This window comes from Streptomyces sp. CG 926, assembly GCF_003148825.1.
Taxonomy (GTDB): domain Bacteria; phylum Actinomycetota; class Actinomycetes; order Streptomycetales; family Streptomycetaceae; genus Streptomyces.
Map to the genome: position 1 here is coordinate 21,778 of NZ_QGGZ01000020.1, position 21,005 is coordinate 42,782.

A 21,005-nucleotide genomic window follows, 5' to 3' on the forward strand; every position below is an offset into this window, starting at 1 on the left:
GGAGGGTCTCTCTGGCACTTCCTGCGAAGTGCCCCCGGCAGGATTCGAACCTGCGCACACGGCTCCGGAGGCCGTTGCTCTATCCCCTGAGCTACGGGGGCGCGTCGCCTGCGTTGCGGCGACGGGTTGAACACTACCAGCTTCCGTGGGGTGATCAGGAACGGGTTTGCGGGGGAGGAGGGGGTGGTTCGCCCGCAGGGGGTGGAAGTGGCGAAAACCCGGACGCGGGGGCCCTGGCGGACCTACTCTCGAGTTGTGCCAGGCGTCTCGGGCCGGGTGCTTGTTGTCGACGACAACAAGGTCATCCGGCAGCTGATCAAGGTCAATCTCGAGCTGGAGGGCTTCGAGGTCGTGACCGCGAACGATGGTGTCGAGTGTCTGGACGTCGTGCATCGGGTGTGTCCCGACGCGATCACCCTTGATGTGGTCATGCCGCGGCTGGACGGGTTCGGGGCCGCCGCGCAGTTGCGGGCCGATCCGCGGACCAGGGACGTGCCCGTCGCCATCGTCAGCGCCTGTACGCAGCACGAGGTGGAGGCCGGGATCGCGGCCGGGGTGGATGCCTTCCTCGCGAAGCCGTTCGAGCCCACCGAGCTGGTACGGATCGTGCGCCGGCTGATCGAGCGCAAGGATCGGAGTGACGGGAGGAAAGGGGCGCCCGCCGGGAGGGGGAGGGGCGGTCCCCACCAGTAGAGCGTCCTCCCCTCGGTTGTCCGGTGTCCGGCGCTCTGTTCACATGGCGAAACCCTTCGACTGATGACGGTGCGTCTCCCCTAGGCTGGGTCCCGTGACCCCCGCCGACCTCTCCCGTTGCGTCGTAAGCGCCGTGCGCTGCGCCGTCGAGGACGGTGAGCTGGGTGGGATCGTGCCCGCGCGGGTGGTGGTCGAGCGGACCAGGCCCGGTGGGGTCGGGGAGTACGCCACCCCCGTCGCCTTCCAGATCGCCAAGGGTGCTGGCCGGCGGCCGGCCGAGGTCGCCGAGGTGTTGGCCCGCCGGTTGGGCGCGGTGGCCGGGATCGAACGGGTCGACGTCACCGGGGCCGGGTTCCTGAATTTCTCGCTGAGTCCCGTTTCCGCCGCCGAGCTGGTGCGTGACGTGCGCCGACCTGTCGTGATCGAGGCTCCGGAGGCGGCGTGCCGCGAGCCGCGCGAGCGGCTCCTACGGGCCGCCGTCGCGCGGATCGAGGCCGCTCAGGGGGTCGGACCCGGTCCGGAGCTCGTCGTCGCGCCGCTCGCCCGCCGTGATGGGGACGTGCTCGCGCGGTACGGGGCCGACGCCGTCGCCTGGGCCGCGCTGACCACCCCCGCGCGCGAGACCCCCGAGTTCTCCGACGCACTGCTCGTACAGGGGGAGGGCAACGAGCTCTTCCGGGTCCGGTACGCCCACGCCCGCGCCCGTGCCCTCGTACGCAACGCCGATCAGCTGGGCTTTGGACCGGAGCCGGGCGATGTCGACGCGCCCGCGCTGCTGCGCGCGCTGGCCGATCACCCCCTCGTCCTCGAAGCCGCCGCGCACCACCGCGCGCCCGAGCGGCTCGCCCGGCACCTCGTCGAGCTCGCCGACGCGCTGCTCGACTTCCAGTACCGCGTCCTGCCCAAGGGTGACGAGAAACCCTCGGCCGCCCACCGTGCCCGGCTGGCTCTTGCCGAAGCCGCCGGGACGGTGCTGGCCGGCGGCCTGGCCCTGCTCGGCATAGACGCACCGACACGCCTGTGATTCGCGAAGAGAGATACCGATGAGCCGTTCCGCGCACCCCGCCGGGCCCCGCCACGCCGACGTCCTGCCCGAGGGGCACTACTCCCCGCCGCCGGCCGACCTGAACGCGCTCGACGAGAAGGTGTGGTCCCGGACCGTCGAGCGTACGGCCGACGGGGTCGTCTCCGTCGGCGGCATCGAAGTGACCCGGCTCGCCGAGGAGTTCGGGACGCCCGCCTACTTCCTCGATGAGGAGGACTTCCGGGCGCGCTGCCGGGCCTGGGCGCACGCCTTCGGTCCCGACGCCGACGTCTTCTACGCCGGCAAGGCGTTCCTCTCCAAGGCCGTCGTGAAGTGGCTGAAGGAAGAAGGGCTGAACGTCGACGTGTGTTCCGGTGGGGAGCTGAGCACCGCCCTCGCCGCCGGGATGCCCGCCGCGCGGATCGCCTTCCACGGCAACAACAAGTCCGAGGGCGAGATCCGCCGGGCCGTCGAGGCCGGGGTCGGGCGCATCGTGCTCGACTCCTTCCAGGAGATCGCCCGCGTCGCGCACATCGCCCGTGAGCTGGGCGTCCGCCAGCCCGTCCAGATCCGCGTGACGGTCGGCGTCGAGGCCCACACCCACGAGTTCATCGCCACCGCGCACGAGGACCAGAAGTTCGGCATCGCGGTGGCCGACGGGTCGGCCGCCGAGGCCGTGCGCCGGGCGCTCGGGCACGACTCGCTGGAACTGCTCGGCGTCCACTCCCACATCGGTTCGCAGATCTTCGACATGGCCGGCTTCGAGGTCTCCGCCAAGCGCGTCGTGCGGCTGCTGGCCGACGTACGCGACGAGCACGGCGTGGAGCTGCCCGAGATCGACCTCGGCGGTGGCCTCGGTATCGCGTACACCTCGAGCGACGACCCGCGTGAGCCCCACGAGATCGCCAAGGCCCTGCACGAGATCGTGGCCCGGGAGTGCGAGAGCGCGGGCCTGCGCGCCCCCCGGATCTCCGTGGAGCCCGGCCGCGCCATCGTCGGCCCGACCGCGTTCACGCTGTACGAGGTGGGGACGATCAAGCCGCTGGAGGGTCTGCGGACCTACGTGAGCGTCGACGGCGGGATGTCCGACAACATCCGCACCGCCCTGTACGACGCCGAGTACTCCATCTCGCTCGTCTCGCGCACCTCCACCGCCGAGCCCATGCTCGTACGCGTCGTCGGCAAGCACTGCGAGAGCGGCGACATCGTCGTGAAGGACGCGTTCCTGCCCGCCGACCTCGCTCCGGGCGACCTCTTGGCCGTGCCGGCGACCGGCGCGTACTGCCGCTCCATGGCCAGCAACTACAACCACGCGCTGCGCCCGCCCGTCGTCGCCGTGCGTGACGGACAGGCCCGAGTGATCGTCCGCCGCGAGACGGAGGAAGATCTCCTGCGTCTCGACCTCGGATGATGAAATAGGTGTCTCACTCAATGGACCGAGGATGGAAACTGCTGTCCATTGAGTGAGACTGGTTCCACCCGGCGGGCAAACCGCCCGCGGGGTACTGATGGAAGATCGAAAGGCGTAGGTCGAATGATGCGTACGCGTCCGCTGAAGGTGGCGCTGCTGGGCTGTGGAGTGGTCGGCTCAGAAGTGGCTCGCATCATGACGACGCACGCCGACGACCTCACGCAGAGGATCGGCGCGCCCGTCGAGCTCGCCGGCGTGGCCGTGCGCCGCCCCTCCAAGGTCCGCGAGGGCATCGACCCGGCGCTGATCACCACCGATGCGACCGCCCTCCTCAAACGTGGTGACATCGACATCGCCATCGAGGTCATCGGCGGCATCGAGCCGGCCCGCACCCTCATCACCACCGCCTTCGAGCACGGCATCTCCGTGGTCTCCGCGAACAAGGCGCTGCTCGCCCAGGACGGCGCCGCGCTGCACGCCGCGGCGGAGCAGCACGGCCTGGACCTCTACTACGAGGCCGCCGTCGCCGGCGCGATCCCGCTGGTCCGCCCGATGCGCGAGTCGCTCGCGGGCGACAAGATCAACCGGGTGATGGGCATCGTCAACGGCACGACGAACTTCATCCTCGACAAGATGGACTCCACCGGCGCCGGGTACCAGGAGGCGCTCGACGAGGCCACCGCCCTCGGGTACGCCGAGGCCGACCCGACCGCCGACGTCGAGGGCTACGACGCCGCCGCCAAGGCCGCGATCCTGGCCGGCATCGCCTTCCACACCCGCGTCCGCCTGGACGACGTGTACCGCGAGGGCATGACCGAGGTCAGCGCGGCCGACTTCGCCTCCGCCAAGCGGATGGGCTGCACCATCAAGCTCCTCGCCATCCTGGAGCGCGCCGCCGACGGCATGTCCGTCACCGCGCGCGTCCACCCGGCGATGATCCCGCTCAGCCACCCGCTCGCCTCCGTCCGTGAGGCGTACAACGCCGTCTTCGTCGAGGCGGAGGCCGCCGGGCGGCTCATGTTCTACGGGCCGGGCGCGGGCGGTGCGCCCACCGCGTCCGCGGTCCTCGGCGACCTCGTCGCCGTCGCCCGCAACAAGCTCGCCGAGGCAACGGGGCCCGGCGAGTCGGCGTACACCCAGCTGCCGGTCAGCCCCATGGGGGACGTCGTCACCCGCTACCACATCAGCCTCGATGTGGCGGACAAGCCGGGCGTCCTCGCCCAGGTGGCGACCACCTTCGCGGAGCACGGCGTGTCGATCGACACGGTGCGGCAGCAGGGCAAGGACGGCGAGGCCTCCCTCGTCGTCGTCACTCACCGCGCGCCCGACGCCGCCCTCTCCGGGACCGTCGAGGCGCTGCGGAAGCTGGACACCGTCCGCGGTGTCGCCAGCATCATGCGTGTTGAAGGGGAGTAAGGACCCATGAGCAGCAATCGCACCCACCAGTGGCGCGGCATCATCGAGGAGTACCGGGACCGCCTGCCGGTCACGGACACGACTCCCGTGGTGACGCTCCGCGAGGGTGGCACTCCCCTCGTCCCCGCCCAGGTGCTCTCCGAGCGCACCGGTTGCGAGGTGCACCTGAAGGTCGAGGGGGCGAACCCCACCGGTTCCTTCAAGGACCGCGGCATGACCATGGCGATCACCAAGGCCAAGGAAGAGGGTGCGAAGGCGGTCATCTGCGCCTCCACCGGCAACACTTCCGCCTCCGCCGCCGCGTACGCGGTGCGCGCCGGGATGGTCTCGGCCGTCCTCGTACCCCAGGGTAAGATCGCGCTCGGCAAGATGGGCCAGGCGCTGGTGCACGGCGCCAAGATCCTCCAGGTGGACGGCAACTTCGACGACTGCCTGAACCTGGCTCGCGCGCTCTCCGACAACTACCCGGTCGCACTGGTCAATTCGGTCAACCCGGTGCGTATCGAGGGCCAGAAGACGGCCGCGTTCGAGATCGTCGACGCGCTCGGTGACGCGCCCGACATCCACGTGCTGCCCGTCGGCAACGCGGGCAACATCACCGCGTACTGGAAGGGCTTCAAGGAGTACAAGGCCGACGGCCTGTCCACCCGTACGCCCCGCGTGTGGGGTTTCCAGGCCTCCGGGTCCGCGCCCATCGTGCGCGGCGAGGTCGTCAAGGAGCCGCACACCATCGCCACCGCGATCCGGATCGGCAACCCGGCCTCCTGGGACTACGCGCTGGCCGCGCGGGACGAATCGGGCGGCTTCATCGACGAGGTGACGGACCGCCAGATCCTGGCCGCGTACCGGCTGTTGGCCTCCCAGGAGGGCGTCTTCGTCGAGCCCGCCTCGGCCGCCTCGGTGGCCGGTCTGCTCAAGGCCGCCGAGTTGGGCCTGGTCGACCCCGGTCAGAAGATCGTGTGCACCGTCACCGGCAACGGCCTGAAGGACCCCGACTGGGCGATCGCCGGCGCTCCGCAGCCCGTCACCGTTCCGGTGGACGCCGAGGCCGCCGCCGTGCGCCTCGGACTCGTCTGACGGCGACACGGCAGCACCGCGGCGCAGCCGCGCCGCGGTACCGCGCCACCGTGGGGAGCTGGGGTCCGGAGGGCTCCGGAAGGCCGTTCGAGGCCTTCTCGGGATCTTTCCGGAACCCGGCAACTCACCCCGTACGACAACAAAAATGCGGTCGAAGTCGGTCGAAGTCGGTCGAAGTCCGCGACACGCATCGTGCGCCTCCTGTGCGCCCTATGTCGCGAGAGAACCTTCCTTCGATACGCTGTACCTACATCCGCCACCGCGCATATGACTGCGGTGCTGCCCCGAGGGCCTTCGGGTGTCGTACGTTCTCCAGTACATTCGCAGCGAGCCAGCGAAGAGCGAAGATCTCGCACAGTCACAAGGAGTGTCATCGGACGATGGCCGGTCCAGCGTTCCGCGCCGCCGCCGTACGGGTGCGCGTTCCCGCCAGCAGTGCCAACCTCGGCCCGGGCTTCGACGCCCTGGGCCTGGCCCTGGGGCTCTACGACGACGTGGTCGTCAGGGTGGCCGACTCCGGCCTGAACATCGACATCGCGGGTGAGGGCGCCGACACCCTCCCGCGGGACGAGAGCCACCTGCTCGTACGCTCCATGCGCACCGCCTTCGACCTGCTGGGCGGCCAGCCGCGCGGCCTGGAGGTCGTCTGCGCCAACCGCATCCCGCACGGCCGTGGCCTCGGCTCCTCCTCCGCCGCCATCTGCGCCGGCATCGTCGCCGCCCGCGCGGTGACCATAGGCGGCGAGGCCAAGCTCGACGACGCGGCGCTGCTCGAACTCGCCACCGAGATCGAGGGCCACCCCGACAACGTCGCCGCCTGTCTGCTCGGCGGATTCACCCTCGCCTGGATGGACGGCGGCAGCGCCAAGGCGATCCGGATGGAGCCCGCCGAATCCATCGTTCCGGTGGTCTTCGTACCCTCCAAGCCGGTCCTCACCGAGACGGCGCGCGGCCTGTTGCCGCGCACCGTCCCGCACGTGGACGCGGCCGTCAACGCGGGCCGCGCGGGCCTGCTCGTGGAAGCCCTGACCAGGCGTCCCGAGTTCCTCCTGCCGGCCACCGAAGACCGGCTCCACCAGGAGTACCGGTCCCCGGCGATGCCCGAGAGCGTGGCACTCGTCAACAGGCTGCGGGCGGACGGGATCCCCGCGGTCATCTCCGGCGCGGGCCCCACGGTCCTGGCGCTGGTCGACAACGGCGCGGCCGACAAGGTCGCGCAGCTCGCGGGCGAGGGGTGGGCGGCCAACCGGCTCGCACTCGACGCCGCGGGCGCGAGCGTACTTCCGCTGGGCACCCAGGGCGGCTAGACCCGCTTTCCCGGAGTGCACAGCCGGTCAGGGGCGGGCGGCCAGGGCAGGCCGCCCGCGCGGAAGGGCGCGATTGCCGGTGATTGAGAGGGGGAATATCTATTGGATCCGGTAGTGTTAGTCTCAAGTGCGCATCGGAAGCCGTCATGGCTCGGTGCTCAGTGTCCCCATTCGGGACCACATTTCTTCCGGGAGCCTCCCCGACTGCTTTGATCACTTCCAGCAGTTTCGAGCACGCTCCGGAATCGGCGTGACATTCCCACGCTTTCAGCTCGGGGGCTTCTCGCCGGAACCAGCCATGCACGTTTCTTCCGCCGTATTTCCATCGGCGGACCACCGCCCCGGCACGGTCCACACCTAGGACCGTCGTCGGACAGCACAACCGGTCGCCGAGCCAGACAGGCCGACGTCCGCTCCAGGGAAGGACCCTTCGTGAGCGACACCACCGATCTGATGGGCGCTGCCGACACCTCTGTCGACACCAGTGCCCCCGCCGCGGGCGCCGCACCCAAGCGTCGACGCACCGGCACCGGCCTTGACGGCATGGTCCTGGCCGAGCTGCAGCAGGTCGCGTCGGGCCTCGGGATCAGGGGCACCGCGCGGATGCGCAAGAGCCAGCTGATCGAGGTCATCAAGGAGGCGCAGGCGGGCAGCGGTGCCCCCAAGGCCGCCGCCTCCACCGCCGCAGACACCGCCGAGGCCAAGCCGAAGCGCCGCGCCACCAGCAAGGCCCGCACGGGTGAGGCCGCCGCCGAGGCGCCCGCCGAGAAGGCCGCCGCGAAGGCGCAGATCGAGATCCCGGGCCAGCCGGCCAGCGAGGACGCCCCGGTCGGCGAGCGCCGCCGCCGTCGGGCCACGGCCCCCTCCGGCAGCCCGGAGGCCTCCGCCCCCGTCGCCGTGCAGGTCGAGCAGAAGACCGAGACCGCGCCCGCCGCCACCGCCCCGTCCGAGGCCAAGGCCGAGGCCGCCACCGCGGTCTCCGCCGGCCAGGCGCAGGGTGCGGAGGGCGAGGGCCGCGGCCGTCGCGACCGCCGTGACCGCGGTGACCGCGGTGACCGTGCCGAGCGCACCGACCGTCAGCGCGACCGCCGTGACCGCGGCGCCAAGGCCGACGACCAGGGCCAGGGCGGCCAGGGTCAGGGCCAGGGCGGCCAGGGTCAGGGCGGCCAGGGTGGTCAGGGTCAGGCCGGCGGCCGTCAGGACCGCGCCGACCGCCAGCAGCAGGGCGGCCGTGGCCAGGGCCAGGGCCAGCAGCAGGGCCGTCAGGACCGCCAGGACAACGGGCCGCAGGACGACTTCGACGGTGAGGACGGCCGTCGCGGCCGGCGCGGCCGCTACCGCGACCGCCGTGGCCGCCGTGGCCGCGACGAGTTCGCGCCGAGCGAGCCGCAGGTCGCCGACGACGACGTGCTGATCCCCGTCGCCGGCATCCTCGACATCCTCGACAACTACGCGTTCATCCGGACGTCGGGCTACCTGCCCGGCCCCAACGACGTGTACGTCTCCCTCGCCCAGGTCCGCAAGGCCGGCCTGCGTAAGGGTGACCACACCACCGGTGCCGTGCGTCAGCCCAAGGACGGCGAGCGTCGCGAGAAGTTCAACGCCCTCGTGCGTCTGGACTCGGTGAACGGCATGGCGCCCGAATCCGGCCGTGGCCGCCCGGAGTTCCAGAAGCTGACCCCGCTGTACCCGCAGGACCGGCTCCGTCTGGAGACCGACCCGGGCGTGCTGACCACCCGCATCATCGACCTCGTGTCGCCGATCGGTAAGGGTCAGCGAGGCCTGATCGTGGCCCCGCCGAAGACCGGTAAGACCATGATCATGCAGGCGATCGCCAACGCGATCACCACCAACAACCCCGAGTGCCACCTGATGGTCGTCCTGGTCGACGAGCGTCCGGAAGAGGTCACCGACATGCAGCGGTCGGTCAAGGGCGAGGTCATCTCCTCGACCTTCGACCGCCCGGCCGAGGACCACACCACCGTCGCCGAGCTGGCCATCGAGCGCGCCAAGCGTCTCGTCGAGCTGGGTCACGACGTGGTCGTCCTGCTGGACTCCATCACCCGTCTGGGCCGCGCGTACAACCTCGCGGCGCCCGCCTCCGGCCGCATCCTGTCCGGTGGTGTCGACTCGACCGCGCTGTACCCGCCGAAGCGCTTCTTCGGTGCCGCGCGCAACATCGAGGACGGCGGCTCGCTGACCATCCTGGCCACCGCGCTCGTCGACACCGGCTCGCGCATGGACGAGGTGATCTTCGAGGAGTTCAAGGGCACCGGCAACATGGAGCTCAAGCTCGACCGGAAGCTCGCCGACAAGCGCATCTTCCCGGCTGTCGACGTCGACCCGTCCGGCACCCGCAAGGAGGAGATCCTCCTCAACGCGGAGGAGCTCGCCATCGTCTGGAAGCTGCGCCGGGTGCTGCACGCGCTCGACTCGCAGCAGGCGATCGAGCTGCTGCTCGACAAGATGAAGCAGACGAAGTCGAACGCCGAGTTCCTGATGCAGATCGCGAAGACGACCCCGTCGGGCAAGAACGACGACTGACGTCCGGCTCGCGTAGCACCGCGACAGCCCCCGCCGCACCTTGCGGCGGGGGCTGTCGCGCGTACGGGCCCCCGGACGGGGTACACGCGCCCGTTACGGGGCGCACACGCCTCGCCGGGCGGTTCGGCCCGGAATGGAACCCTGCGCGCCCTGCACCCGTCTGTTTCAGCGGAGCCGCGGGGTGGACGGCGGGCCGGAACGACCAGGGATCGGACCCAGGACTGAGGAGAGCATGACCGAGGAGAGCAAGGACCACGGCGGGCGTGCCGCGGCCCGGCGCCGACGCAAACCGGCGAAGCGCCGCAAGGCCCTCGCCGTGGCCGCCTGGAGCGCGGCGGGGGTGGTCCTGCTGGGGGGAGCGGGCCTCGGCTACTTCTACTTCAAGCTGAACGGGAACCTGAAGACCGTCGACATCGACCAGGCGCTCGGCACCGACCGCCCGCAGAACGTCGACAACGGCTCGATGGACATCCTCGTCCTGGGCTCCGACTCCCGCGGCGGCGCCAACGGCGAGTACGGCCAGGACGACGGCGGCTCCGCCCGCTCCGACACCGCGATGATCATCCACCTCTACGAGGGCCACGAGAAGGCCAGTGTCGTGTCGATACCGCGCGACACCATGATCTCCCGGCCCTCGTGCGCGACGTCGGGCGGGAAGACCGACCCCGGCGGTCAGCGCACCCAGTTCAACGAGGCGTTCACCGTCGGCGGGGCCGCCTGTGCGGTCAAGACCGTCGAGAAGATGTCGGGGATCCGCATGGATCACTACATAGAGGTCGACTTCACCGGCTTCAAGAAGATCATCGACAACCTCGGCGGCGTCGAGGTGACCACCACCAAGCCGATCAAGGACGGCTCCAGCCACCTCGACCTGGCGGCCGGCACCAACAAACTGAACGGCGAACAGGCCCTCGGCCTCGTCCGCACCCGCAAGAGCGTCGGCGACGGCAGCGACCTGGGTCGAATACAGCTGCAGCAGGCCTTCATCAAGGCGCTCATCAAGCAGGTGAAGGGCATCGGGCTCTACGACAATCCCAAGAAGCTGCTCGACATCGCCGACTCGGCGACCAAGGCGATCACCACCGACAAGCCGCTCGGTGATGTGAAGTCCCTCATGGGCTTCGCCCAGGGGCTCCAGGGCATCGACGCCCAGGACATGCAGATGATCACGCTCCCGGTGACCACGGACCCCCGCGACCCCAACCGCGTGGCCCCGCTCACCAAGGAGACCAAGATGGTCTGGGAGGCCCTGCTGGCGGACCGGCCGATCCCGGCCGAGGCCACCGCGAACTCCTCCGGGGACAAGAGTGCCGCCGGGTCGATCGTGCAGTAGAACCCCGTCAGGGAGGGTCCGCGGACCCGCTCGGAATAGATGGCGACCCCTTGCCGTTGAGGGAGGCGTCCTCAGAATTTTGACAGGCAGCCCGGTCCTGGCAGACTGGTCTGTCGGCCCCGGTTCACGCAGTGCGCAATTCGGCTCCTGCGACCCGGCGCCCTCCCGAATCTAGGAGACACCTTGAAGCGCGATGTTCACCCCGAGTACGTCGAGACCCAGGTCAGCTGCACCTGTGGCGCGTCGTTCACCACCCGTAGCACCCTGACCGAAGGCTCCATCCGAGCCGAGGTCTGCTCCGAGTGCCACCCGTTCTACACGGGCAAGCAGAAGATCCTCGACACCGGTGGCCGTGTGGCCCGCTTCGAGGCGCGCTTCGGCAAGGGTGCGGCCAAGAAGTAGCGCGACCCAGGCGCCGGTCTCCGGCCGCCCCCTGTCCACTCGGGGGCGGCCGGACCGGCGCCTTTGTCGTCGTTCCGGCACGTCCCCCCTGCAGTCCTTCGCACTTTTCACCCCAGGAGTCCCCCGATGTTCGAAGCGGTCGAGGAATTGGTCGGCGAACACGCCGATCTTGAGAAGAAGCTCGCCGACCCTTCGGTCCACTCGGATCAGGCCAACGCGCGCAAGCTGAACAAGCGCTACGCGGAACTGACCCCGATCGTCGCGACCTTCCGTGCCTGGAAGCAGTCCGCCGAGGACATCGAGACGGCCAAGGAGTTCGCGGCCGACGACCCCGACTTCGCCGCCGAGGCCAAGGAACTGACCGCACAGCGCGAGGAGCTCACCGAGAAGCTCCGCCTGCTGCTCGTTCCGCGTGACCCCAGCGACGACAAGGATGTCCTCCTGGAGGTCAAGGCCGGCGCGGGCGGCGACGAGTCGGCGCTGTTCGCCGGCGACCTGCTGCGCATGTACCTGCGCTACGCCGAGCGCGTGGGCTGGAAGACCGAGATCATCGACGCCACCGAGTCCGAGCTCGGCGGCTACAAGGACGTCCAGGTCTCCGTCCGCACCAAGGGCGGCAACGGCGCCACCGAGCCCGGCCAGGGCGTGTGGGCCCGCCTGAAGTACGAGGGCGGCGTGCACCGCGTCCAGCGGGTGCCGGCCACCGAGTCCCAGGGCCGCATCCACACCTCCGCCGCGGGCGTGCTCGTCACACCGGAGGCCGAGGAGGTCGAGGTCGAGATCAACATGAACGACCTCCGCATCGACGTGTACCGCTCGTCCGGCCCCGGCGGCCAGTCCGTCAACACCACCGACTCGGCCGTGCGCATCACGCACCTGCCGACCGGTGTGGTCGCCTCCTGCCAGAACGAGAAGAGCCAGCTCCAGAACAAGGAGCAGGCCATGCGCATCCTGCGGTCGCGCCTGCTGGCCGCCGCCCAGGAGGCCGCCGAGCAGGAGGCCTCGGACGTGCGCCGCAGCCAGGTGCGCTCCGTGGACCGCTCCGAGAAGATCCGTACGTACAACTACCCGGAAAACCGGATCTCGGACCACCGGACCGGTTTCAAGGCGTACAACTTGGACCAGGTCCTCGACGGTGACCTCGACGCCGTCATCCAGGCCTGTGTCGACACGGACTCCGCGGCCAAGCTCGCGGCCGCGCACTGACCGACCCCCGCACCACCCCCCTCCCCCAAGCTCTCGGCTTCGCTCGAGCAGGGGGGACCCCCCTGACAGCAGCCCGGAGGACCAGCGTGAACTTGCTGCTTGCCGAGGTGGCCCAGGCCACCCAGCGGCTGGCCGCCGCCGGCGTGCCCTCACCGCGCTTCGACGCGGAGGAGCTCGCCGCCTTCGTGCACGGCGTCAAACGGGGGGAACTGCACCACGTCAAGGACGCGGACTTCGACGCCCGCTACTGGGAGGCCGTCGCCCGCCGCGAGGCGCGCGAGCCGCTCCAGCACATCACCGGCCGCGCCTTCTTCCGCTACCTGGAGCTCCAGGTCGGGCCCGGGGTCTTCGTGCCCCGGCCCGAGACCGAGTCGGTCGTGGACTGGGCCATACACGCCGTGCGTGCGATGGACGTCGTGGAGCCGCTGATCGTGGACCTGTGCACCGGCTCCGGCGCGATCGCGCTGGCCATGGCCCAGGAGGTGCCGCGCTCGCGCGTGCACGCGGTCGAGCTGTCCGAGGACGCCCTGCGCTGGACCCGTAAGAACGCCGAGGACTCCCGGGTCACCGTGCACCAGGGCGACGCCCTGAGCGCGCTGCCCGAGCTCGACGGCCAGGTCGACCTGGTCATCTCCAACCCGCCGTACATCCCGCTCACCGAGTGGGAGTACGTCGCCCCCGAGGCCCGCGACCACGACCCGGAGATGGCGCTCTTCTCCGGCGAGGACGGCCTCGACACCATCCGCGGAATCGAACGCACCGCCCACCGGCTGCTGCGGCCCGGCGGCATCGTCGTCATCGAGCACGCCGACACCCAGGGCGGCCAGGTTCCGTGGATCTTCGCCGAGGAGCGGGGCTGGGCCGACGCGGCCGACCACCCGGACCTCAACAACCGCCCGCGCTTCGCGACGGCCCGCAAGGCCCTGCCGTGACCGGCGCGACGATTTCCGCCACCCCCCTGCTGCACGAGGAGGCCCGCTGATGGCCCGGCGATACGACTGCAACGACGCGACGGACCGTAAGACGGGTCTGCGTGAAGCCGCATCCGCCGTGCGCCGCGGCGAGCTCGTCGTGCTGCCCACCGACACCCTCTACGGGATCGGCGCGGACGCCTTCAGCCCGGAGGCCGTGCACGACCTGCTCGCCGCCAAGGGTCGGGGCCGCGGTATGCCCACCCCGGTGCTCATCGGCTCCCCGAACACGCTCCACGGCCTCGTCACGGACTTCTCGGAGCAGGCCTGGGAGCTCGTCGACGCCTTCTGGCCGGGTGCGCTGACGCTGGTCGCCAAGCACCAGCCCTCGCTGGCGTGGGACCTGGGGGACACCCAGGGCACCGTGGCCGTGCGCATGCCGCTGCACCCCGTCGCGATCGAGCTGCTGACCGAGGTCGGCCCGATGGCGGTGTCCTCGGCCAACCTGTCGGGTCACCCGGCGCCCGAGGACTGCGACGCCGCGCGCGAGATGCTCGGGGACTCCGTGTCCGTGTACCTGGACGGCGGCCCGACGCCCGGCATCCAGCCGTCGTCGATCGTCGACGTCACCGGGAAGGTTCCCGTCCTGCTGCGCGAAGGGGCGCTCACCGCAGACCAGCTGCGGGAGGTCGTACCCGACCTCGAGGTCGCCCCGTGAGCCCTGAGGGGCGTGGCATAGCAGGGGGGTACCGCCCGCCGGTAGCCGGGGGAAACACTTTCCGCATACTCCACGTCAGCACCGGGAACGTGTGCCGCTCGCCCATCACCGAGCGGCTGACGCGGCATGCCCTCTCGCACCGCCTCGGCGGCCTGGTCACCGGCGACCTCATCGTGGAGAGCGCCGGCACCTGGGGCCACGAGGGCGCCCCGATGGAGGCGAACGCGGCCGCCGTGCTGGCGGACTTCGGGGCCGACGCGTCCGGGTTCACCGGGCGGGAGCTGCTGGACGAGCACGTCATACGCGCCGACCTGGTGCTGACCGCCACCCGCGACCACCGGGCCCAGGTCATCTCGATGGGCCACTCGGCGGGACTGCGTACCTTCACGCTGAAGGAGTTCACCCGGCTGGTCCGGGCGATAGACCCGGCCACGCTGCCGCCGCTGGACGACGGCATGGCGGAGCGCGCACGGGCGCTGGTACGGGCCGCCGCGGCACTGCGCGGCTGGTTGCTGGCGCCGTCGCCGGACGCGGACGAGGTGTACGACCCGTACGGAGCCCCGATCACCTTCTTCCGCTCGATCGGCGACGAGATCAACCAGGCGCTGGATCCGGTCGTGACGGCGCTGACGGGTGTGACTGCGGCGCGTTGAGCGTTTGCCGGTCGGAGGTCGGCGCGGCGGGGCGAAGCCCGGGAGGCCCTGCGGGGCCGAGTGGTGCGAGCGCCGCGTCGAGGAGGGGCTCAACCAGGCGCTGGATCCGCTCGTGACGGCGCTGACGGGTGTGACTGCGGCGCGTTGAGCGTTTGCCGGTCGGAGGCCGGCGCGGCGGGGCGAAGCCCGGGAGGCCCTGCGGGGCCGAGTGGTGCGAGCGCCGCGTCGAGGAGGGGCTCAATCAGGCGCTGGATCCGGTCGTGACGGCCCTGACGGGTGTGACCGCGGCGCGTTGAGCGTTCGTCGGCCGGAGGTCGGCGCGGCGGGGCGAAGCCCGGGAGGCCCTGCGGGGCCGAGTGGTGCGAGTGCCGCGTCGAGGAGGGGCTCGCCGCGCGCTGACAGGGCATCGCGGGGTCCGCGGGCCTACAGTGGCTGGTAACCCGGTACCCCCTGGAGCGCCGCCATGAGCGTCATCACCCAGCCCACGGACCTGCTGCGCGCGCAGGACCCGCAGATGGCCGACATCCTGGCCGGGGAGCGGCAGCGGCAGGCCGGTACCTTGCAGCTGAGCGCCGCGGAGAACTTCACCTCGAGCGCCGTGCTCGCCACGCTCGGGTCCGCGCTCGCCAACAAGTACGCGGAGGGCTACCCCGGCGCCCGGCACCACGGCGGGTGCGAGTACGCCGATCTGGCCGAGCGGACCGCCGTGGAGCGGGCCAAGGCGCTCTTCGGCGCCGAGCACGCGAACGTGCAGCCGCACTCCGGATCCTCCGCCGTCCTCGCCGCGTACGCCGCCCTGCTGCGGCCCGGCGACACCGTGCTGGCGATGGGGCTCCCGTACGGCGGACACCTCACCCACGGGTCGCCGGCGAACCTTTCCGGCCGGTGGTTCGACTTCGTCGGGTACGGCGTCGACCCGGCGACGGGCCTCATCGACTACCGGCAGGTCCAGCGCCTCGCCCGCGCGCACCGGCCCAAGGCGATCGTGTGCGGCTCCATCTCCTACCCCCGCCACCCCGAGTACTCGGCCTTCCGGGAGATCGCCGACGAGGTCGGCGCCCACCTGATCGTGGACGCCGCCCACCCGATCGGCCTCGTGGCCGGCGGGGCCGCGCCCAGCCCCGTCCCGTACGCCGACATCGTCTGCGCGACCACGCACAAGGTGCTGCGCGGCCCGCGCGGCGGCATGCTGCTGTGCGGTACCGAGTACGCGGAGCGCGTCGACCGGGCGGTGTTCCCCTTCACCCAGGGCGGGGCCCAGATGCACACCATCGCCGCGAAGGCCGTGGCCTTCGGTGAGGCGGCCCGGCCGGCCTACACCACCTATGCGCACCGGGTCGTCGCCCATGCCCGGGTCCTGGCGGGCGCGCTCCAGGAGCACGGGTTCACGGTCACCACCGGCGGCACCGACACCCATCTGATCACCGCCGATCCGGCGCCGCTGGGCGTCGACGGCCCGACCGCCCGCGGCCGGCTGGCGGCCGCGGGGATCGTGCTGGACACCTGCGCCCTCCCGTACGGGGACCAGCGCGGGGTCCGGCTGGGCACGGCCGCCGTGACCACCCAAGGGATGGGAGAGGCGGAGATGGTCACGATCGCGGCATTGTTCACAGCGGCGCTGGCCGGGGATGGCGTGAAAACACGGAAGGAGGTCGGTGAGCTCACAATGGCATTTCCCCCATACGGGGAGTAAGTGGCACAAGAAGGGCGTGCCGCAACCGGGATGCCGCCCCCTCGCGTCCTCGGTGAAGGGGACATCGCGGCTAATGTGTGGGGCTGAGATGGCCGGCGATACATCTGGGGCAGCCCGTGCGTGAATATCTGCTGACGCTTTGCGTCACGGTCGCGGTGACCTACCTGCTGACCGGGCCCGTGCGGAAGTTCGCGATCGCGGCCGGGGCCATGCCGGAGATCCGCGCCCGCGACGTGCACCGCGAGCCCACGCCACGACTGGGCGGCATCGCCATGTTCGGCGGTCTGTGCGCGGGCCTGCTGGTCGCGGACCACCTACGGAACCTCAACGGCGTCTTCGAGCTGTCGAACGAACCCCGCGCGCTGCTCTCCGGCGCGGCCCTGATCTGGCTGGTCGGCGTCCTCGACGACAAGTTCGAGCTCGACGCCCTGATCAAGCTCGGCGCGCAGATGATCTCCGCCGGCGTGATGGTCATGCAGGGTCTGACCATCCTGTGGATCCCCGTCCCGGGTATCGGTACGGTCCCGCTCACCCAGTGGCAGGGCAACCTGCTCACCGTCGCCCTCGTCGTCATCACCATCAACGCCGTGAACTTCGTCGACGGTCTGGACGGCCTCGCCGCCGGCATGGTCTGCATCGCCGCGGCCGCGCTCTTCCTCTACGCGTACCGGATCTGGTTCGGCTACGGCATCGAGTCGGCGGCGCCGGCGACCCTCTTCGCCGCGATCCTCATGGGCATGTGCCTGGGCTTCCTGCCGCACAACATGCACCCCGCCCGAATCTTCATGGGCGACTCCGGCTCGATGCTCATCGGACTGGTGCTGGCCGCCTCCGCGATCTCCCTCACCGGGCAGGTGGACCCGGACGCGCTGGCCCTCTTCGCCGGTGGTGAGCGCAACGCGACGCACGCGATGCTCCCCGCCTACATCCCGCTGATCCTGCCGCTGACGGTCATCGCGATCCCGATGGCGGACCTGGTCCTGGCGATCGTCCGGCGTACGTGGAAGGGCCAGTCGCCGTTCGCCGCCGACCGTGGACACCTCCACCACCGGCTGCTGGAACTCGGGCATTCGCACAGCCGCGCGGTCATGATCATGTACTTCTGGTCGGGACTGATCGCCTTCGGCACCGTGGCCTATTCGGTGCACTCCGCCACCATGTGGATCGTGCTGGCGATCGTCGCGCTGAGTGCGGTCGGCCTGATCCTGCTGCTGCTGCCGCGCTTCACCCCGCGCGCCCCGCGCTGGGCGGAGGGTCTGGTCCCGCCGCGCTACCGGCACCGGACGGTGGCGTCCGGCCGCGGACCGGTCGCCGCTGCCGAGGCGGGGGACGGCTCGCCGGCGCCCGCCCGTACGGCCACGGCGACGGGCGAGACCGCGGTGGCCGGCACTCCGGCCTCGTACGGGCTGCACGGTGCGACGGCGCTGTCCGCGGTGTCGGCGCGCAGGGGCGGGACGGACACCAAGGAGCGGGAGCGGTCCTGAGCCCCGGGCCGCGGCCGGCGGGTCCGGCCCACGCCGACGGCCCCGGCCCACGGCCGTAGCGGCGGGGCGGGGCCGTGTCCGATGCAGGACCGCGCGGGGTACGAGCCCTCTCAGCGGCGTCCGGGCAGGGGCTGGTAGGCGCCCCAGACGCCGCGGAGGGTCTCGCAGATCTCACCCACGGTGGCACTGGCGGCCAGGGCCGACCGCATCGGGAACATGACGTTCCGGTCGCCTTCCGCGGCCTCCCGAAGCCGGGCCAGGGCGTCGTCCACCGACGGCTGGACGCGCCAGGCGCGCAGCTTGGCCAGCCGTTCGCTCTGACGCAGGTGCGCGGCGTGGGCCTCGGGCCCGGGTGCTTGGAGCCCGGGGCCGGGTACGCGACTGTCCGGGGGCAGGGCGGTGCTCTGGAATCGGCACTCCACGGCGCGCACGGCGCCGCCGATCCGTTCGATGCTGTGCATCAGCCGGAGCGCGGCCGTCTCGATCTCCAGCGACGCGTCGGCGCGCAGCCAGGGTCGGCCCGTGCGGGTCGCCGCCAGGCTCCAGGGCGACGGGACGTGGCGGCGGAGCACCGCGCGGCCGGCCAGGTCCGGCCCGAAGTGCTCGGTCATGACCCGGGCCCAGATGCGGCGGGCGGCCCGGAACTTCGCCAGGACCTCGGCCTGGTTGCCGCCGCCGGAGAGGCAGAAGGTGAGCCGTGGCACGAAGACGCCCGCGGTCACCGCCGTACGGACGTAGGCGATGCCGTTGGCGAGGGCGAAGGCGACCTCCTGGGCCGGGTCCGCCCCCGCTTCGGCCAGCTCGTGGCCGCAGACGGACACGACGTCCCAGCGCGGCAGGGCGGTCCGGCAGTACCGCAGCAGGTCCCGGGTCAGGCGCATGGACGGGGCCGGAGGGAAGAGGCAGGTTCCGTCAGGGGTGATGAACTCCTTGAGCACGTCGTTGCGGACCGAGCCGCGCAGCCGTTCGGCTGGGACGCCGTGCTCCTGGGCGACGAGCTGGTACAGCAGGATCAGGGGAGCGGCCGCGGCGTCCACGGACAGGGAGAGGGAGACCTTGTCGAGGGGGATGCCGCCCAGCAGCACCCGCATGTCGTCGATCGAGTCGAGGGCGACCCCGGCGCGGGCCACCTGGCCGTAGGCCGACGCCGTGTCGGAGTCCAGCCCCGACGCGGTCGGCCGGTCGACGAGCAGCGGCAGGACGCGCGCGCCTCGATCGAACAACTGTCTGAGGCGGAGGTTGGCGGCCGCCGAGGTGTGGAACCTGGTGGTCCGTTCCGCGGCCGGGGAGATGCCGGACGTCATGGGCTCCTCACGGATGTGATGGGGGGCGCGTGAGCGCCGGGTCGAGGTGGCGGCCGGCGGGAGCGCCACCCGTGGCGGGGGCGTCCACGGTGATCGCCGTGAGAACGATCCCCTCGCGGACGAGCCAGCGGCCGGCGAAGGTGCTGAGGTCGGGGTGGGCGGCGACCAGGGCCGGAGGGAGCACGCGGGCGGAGAAGGTGCGGTGCGCCGGGTCGATCCGGATGAGCGCGTCCTCGAACTCCAGCGCGAGGGATGTCTGCGGGAACCACGCCTTGTAGACGCTTTCCTTGGTACTGAAGAGCAACTTGTCCCAGTTGATTCCAGGGTGCCGCACGGTGAGTCGCCCGATCTGGGCGATCTCCTCCGGCAGGGCGATGCTCTCCAGCACGCCCCCGGGCAGCGGCTTGTCGGGCTCCGCGTCGATACCGATGGCGGCGACCCGGGAGGCGTCGGCGACGGCCGCCGCGTGGTAGCCCGTCGTGTGGGTGATCGCGCCGCGTACGGCGTCGGGCCAGACGGGAAGCCCGCGTGGGGTGGCGAGCAGCGGGCCCTGGGGGGCGCCGAGGGCCGTCAGCGCCTGGTGGGCGCAGTATCGGGCGGTGGCGAACTCACGCCGGCGGCTTTCGACCGCTCGGGCCACGAGGGGCGCCTCCTGGGGGTGCAGGGTGGCGAACGGCACGTGCTCGAAGGCCTCGAATGCCCGGACGTGGGACGGCAGTACGTCCTCGATCATGGTTTTCCTCTTCCTCGCTACCAGGTGCGGGCAGCGGCCACCGCCGCGGCGTTCCCCAGGATCTGGACCGGACGCCCGGGGGGTGTGGCGCGCCGCTCCCACTCCCGCGGGTAGCCGAGGGACACCTCGTGATGGGGTACGCCGTCGCAGTGGATGGTGCGCGGGATGTGCAGGTGCCCGTAGACCACCGCGGCCGCGCGGTACCTGCGGTGCCAGTCGGCGGTTTCCGTCGTGCCGCACCACAGGGCGAACTCGGGGTACCGCAGGACCCTCGTGGGGTCCCGGACCAGCGGGAAGTGGTTGACCAGGACGGTGGGCAGACCGGGCGGCAGCGCGTCGAGACGTTCCCGGGTCAGGGTCAGTCGGGCGCGGCACCAGGCTTCGCGGGTCGGGTACGGGTCGGGGTGCAGGAGGAACTCGTCGGTGCAGACCACGCCGGCTTCGTCCGCCAGCCGCAGCGCGTGCTCCTTCGAGTAGGCGCCGGGCGGACGGAAGCTGTAGTCGTAGAGGACGAAGAGCGGGGCGATGACGGCGGGGCCGCCCTGCCCGTTCCACACCGGGTACGGGTCCTCCGGGGTGATCACGTCCAGTCGGCGGCAGATGTCGAGCAGATGCCGGTACTTGCTCTCGCCGCGCAGCTGCACCGGGTCGCCCGGGTCGGTCCACAGCTCGTGGTTGCCCGGCACCCAGACCACTTGGGCGAACCGCTCGCGGAGCACGGACAGGGTGCTCTCGATGTCGGACACGGTCTCCCCGACGTCCCCGGCCACGACGAGCCAGTCCGCCGGGGAGTCCGTCCGCAGGTCACGGACGATGTCCCGGTTGCGCTCGTGGCGCACGTGCAGGTCGCTGATGGCCATCAGCCTGCCGTCGTGGGCAGGGGGCAGCACGACTCCGCGCGGTGTGGGGTGGTGGTTCGCACTCATTCCTGTTGCCTTCCCGCGGTATCGGTTCGACCCGGCGTCGGCAACCGCACCGCTTCAGAGTGATCTGACCCACTGCCCGGCGAAACCCCTAGCCGCCCCCTAGATGTGTGGGGGCGGCCCGAACCGGATCCGGCATGTAGGGGTGGGTGGGTAGGTGATCAGGGGTTGTG

General features: G+C 71.3%; 18 protein-coding genes and 1 tRNA gene. 15 read left to right on the top strand and 4 right to left on the bottom strand.

Going from position 1 to position 21,005, the window contains the following annotated elements; translation table 11 throughout:
• Positions 1–29 precede the first annotated feature (29 nt).
• Positions 30–101 (bottom strand) — tRNA-Arg (locus tag BCL76_RS35905).
• A gap of 82 nt (positions 102–183) precedes the next feature.
• On the opposite strand from BCL76_RS35905, the gene BCL76_RS35910 reads away from it, so the two are divergent.
• The 15 genes from BCL76_RS35910 to BCL76_RS35980 all read left to right on the top strand — a co-directional run bounded on the left by BCL76_RS35910 (position 184) and on the right by BCL76_RS35980 (position 17,872).
• Positions 184–693: a response regulator gene (locus BCL76_RS35910; RefSeq protein ID WP_109783607.1), complete on the top strand. Its 510-nt coding sequence runs from the start codon at positions 184–186 to the stop codon at positions 691–693.
• A gap of 94 nt (positions 694–787) precedes the next feature.
• Positions 788–1,717, top strand: coding sequence for an ArgS-related anticodon-binding protein NrtL (nrtL, locus tag BCL76_RS35915; protein WP_109783577.1), 930 nt, complete (start codon positions 788–790; stop codon positions 1,715–1,717).
• A gap of 19 nt (positions 1,718–1,736) precedes the next feature.
• Entirely contained in the window at positions 1,737–3,128 is a 1,392-nt protein-coding gene (gene lysA / locus BCL76_RS35920; protein WP_109783578.1) for a diaminopimelate decarboxylase, read from the top strand.
• A gap of 126 nt (positions 3,129–3,254) precedes the next feature.
• A complete protein-coding gene (locus BCL76_RS35925; RefSeq protein WP_109783610.1) occupies positions 3,255–4,544 on the top strand; it encodes a homoserine dehydrogenase in 1,290 nt (429 codons plus the stop codon).
• A gap of 6 nt (positions 4,545–4,550) precedes the next feature.
• A complete protein-coding gene (gene thrC, locus BCL76_RS35930; RefSeq protein ID WP_030764126.1) occupies positions 4,551–5,621 on the top strand; it encodes a threonine synthase in 1,071 nt (356 codons plus the stop codon).
• A 380-nt stretch (positions 5,622–6,001) separates the two neighbouring features.
• On the top strand, positions 6,002–6,928 hold the full coding sequence (thrB, locus tag BCL76_RS35935) for a homoserine kinase (RefSeq protein ID WP_109783579.1): 927 nt from the start codon (positions 6,002–6,004) through the stop codon (positions 6,926–6,928).
• 432 nt (positions 6,929–7,360) lie between these two features.
• On the top strand, positions 7,361–9,472 hold the full coding sequence (rho, locus tag BCL76_RS35940) for a transcription termination factor Rho (protein WP_109783580.1): 2,112 nt from the start codon (positions 7,361–7,363) through the stop codon (positions 9,470–9,472).
• 232 nt (positions 9,473–9,704) lie between these two features.
• Entirely contained in the window at positions 9,705–10,805 is a 1,101-nt protein-coding gene (locus BCL76_RS35945) for an LCP family protein (protein ID WP_109783581.1), read from the top strand.
• Positions 10,806–10,988: 183 nt separating this feature from the next.
• The gene (gene rpmE / locus BCL76_RS35950; protein ID WP_030708126.1) at positions 10,989–11,207 is read left to right on the top strand and encodes a 50S ribosomal protein L31; all 219 of its coding nucleotides are present in this window, start codon (positions 10,989–10,991) and stop codon (positions 11,205–11,207) included.
• Positions 11,208–11,333: 126 nt separating this feature from the next.
• Positions 11,334–12,413: a peptide chain release factor 1 gene (gene prfA / locus BCL76_RS35955; protein WP_109783582.1), complete on the top strand. Its 1,080-nt coding sequence runs from the start codon at positions 11,334–11,336 to the stop codon at positions 12,411–12,413.
• An 86-nt stretch (positions 12,414–12,499) separates the two neighbouring features.
• Entirely contained in the window at positions 12,500–13,345 is an 846-nt protein-coding gene (gene prmC / locus BCL76_RS35960; protein ID WP_109783584.1) for a peptide chain release factor N(5)-glutamine methyltransferase, read from the top strand.
• A 49-nt stretch (positions 13,346–13,394) separates the two neighbouring features.
• Positions 13,395–14,042, top strand: coding sequence for an L-threonylcarbamoyladenylate synthase (locus BCL76_RS35965; protein ID WP_030720925.1), 648 nt, complete (start codon positions 13,395–13,397; stop codon positions 14,040–14,042).
• Positions 14,039–14,695 carry an arsenate reductase/protein-tyrosine-phosphatase family protein gene (locus tag BCL76_RS35970; protein ID WP_181382876.1) on the top strand — a complete coding sequence of 219 codons (657 nt, stop codon included), beginning with the start codon at positions 14,039–14,041 and terminating at the stop codon, positions 14,693–14,695. The genes BCL76_RS35965 and BCL76_RS35970 overlap by 4 nt, the downstream gene beginning before the upstream one ends.
• A 463-nt stretch (positions 14,696–15,158) precedes the next feature.
• Complete coding sequence (gene glyA, locus BCL76_RS35975; protein WP_109783586.1) at positions 15,159–16,388, top strand: serine hydroxymethyltransferase; 1,230 nt, start codon at positions 15,159–15,161, stop codon at positions 16,386–16,388.
• A 116-nt stretch (positions 16,389–16,504) separates the two neighbouring features.
• Positions 16,505–17,872: an MraY family glycosyltransferase gene (locus BCL76_RS35980; RefSeq protein WP_109783588.1), complete on the top strand. Its 1,368-nt coding sequence runs from the start codon at positions 16,505–16,507 to the stop codon at positions 17,870–17,872.
• A 110-nt stretch (positions 17,873–17,982) separates the two neighbouring features.
• Here BCL76_RS35980 and BCL76_RS35985 read toward each other — a convergent pair whose 3' ends face one another.
• From BCL76_RS35985 to BCL76_RS35995, 3 genes are read right to left on the bottom strand one after another with little or no spacing between them, the layout of a single operon-like run.
• Positions 17,983–19,176, bottom strand: a complete 1,194-nt coding sequence (locus BCL76_RS35985) for a methylmalonyl-CoA mutase family protein (RefSeq protein ID WP_146228501.1) — start codon at positions 19,174–19,176, stop codon at positions 17,983–17,985.
• Positions 19,177–19,183: 7 nt separating this feature from the next.
• A complete protein-coding gene (locus BCL76_RS35990; protein WP_109783592.1) occupies positions 19,184–19,909 on the bottom strand; it encodes a 4'-phosphopantetheinyl transferase family protein in 726 nt (241 codons plus the stop codon).
• A 17-nt stretch (positions 19,910–19,926) separates the two neighbouring features.
• The gene (locus tag BCL76_RS35995; RefSeq protein WP_109783594.1) at positions 19,927–20,835 is read right to left on the bottom strand and encodes a metallophosphoesterase family protein; all 909 of its coding nucleotides are present in this window, start codon (positions 20,833–20,835) and stop codon (positions 19,927–19,929) included.
• Between the last annotated feature and the right edge of the window lie 170 nt (positions 20,836–21,005).

Excerpts from the sequence above, each read along its gene's own strand:
- lysA (WP_109783578.1), top strand. The coding sequence starts at position 1,737 with ATGAGCCGTTCCGCGCACCCCGCCGGGCCCCGCCACGCCGACGTCCTG.
- BCL76_RS35925 (WP_109783610.1), top strand. The coding sequence starts at position 3,255 with ATGCGTACGCGTCCGCTGAAGGTGGCGCTGCTGGGCTGTGGAGTGGTC.
- thrC (WP_030764126.1), top strand. The coding sequence starts at position 4,551 with ATGAGCAGCAATCGCACCCACCAGTGGCGCGGCATCATCGAGGAGTAC.
- thrB (WP_109783579.1), top strand. The coding sequence starts at position 6,002 with ATGGCCGGTCCAGCGTTCCGCGCCGCCGCCGTACGGGTGCGCGTTCCC.
- BCL76_RS35945 (WP_109783581.1), top strand. The coding sequence starts at position 9,705 with ATGACCGAGGAGAGCAAGGACCACGGCGGGCGTGCCGCGGCCCGGCGC.
- prfA (WP_109783582.1), top strand. The coding sequence starts at position 11,334 with ATGTTCGAAGCGGTCGAGGAATTGGTCGGCGAACACGCCGATCTTGAG.
- BCL76_RS35965 (WP_030720925.1), top strand. The coding sequence starts at position 13,395 with ATGGCCCGGCGATACGACTGCAACGACGCGACGGACCGTAAGACGGGT.
- glyA (WP_109783586.1), top strand. The coding sequence starts at position 15,159 with ATGAGCGTCATCACCCAGCCCACGGACCTGCTGCGCGCGCAGGACCCG.
- BCL76_RS35985 (WP_146228501.1), bottom strand. The coding sequence starts at position 19,176 with ATGACGTCCGGCATCTCCCCGGCCGCGGAACGGACCACCAGGTTCCAC.
- BCL76_RS35990 (WP_109783592.1), bottom strand. The coding sequence starts at position 19,909 with ATGATCGAGGACGTACTGCCGTCCCACGTCCGGGCATTCGAGGCCTTC.
- BCL76_RS35995 (WP_109783594.1), bottom strand. The coding sequence starts at position 20,835 with ATGAGTGCGAACCACCACCCCACACCGCGCGGAGTCGTGCTGCCCCCT.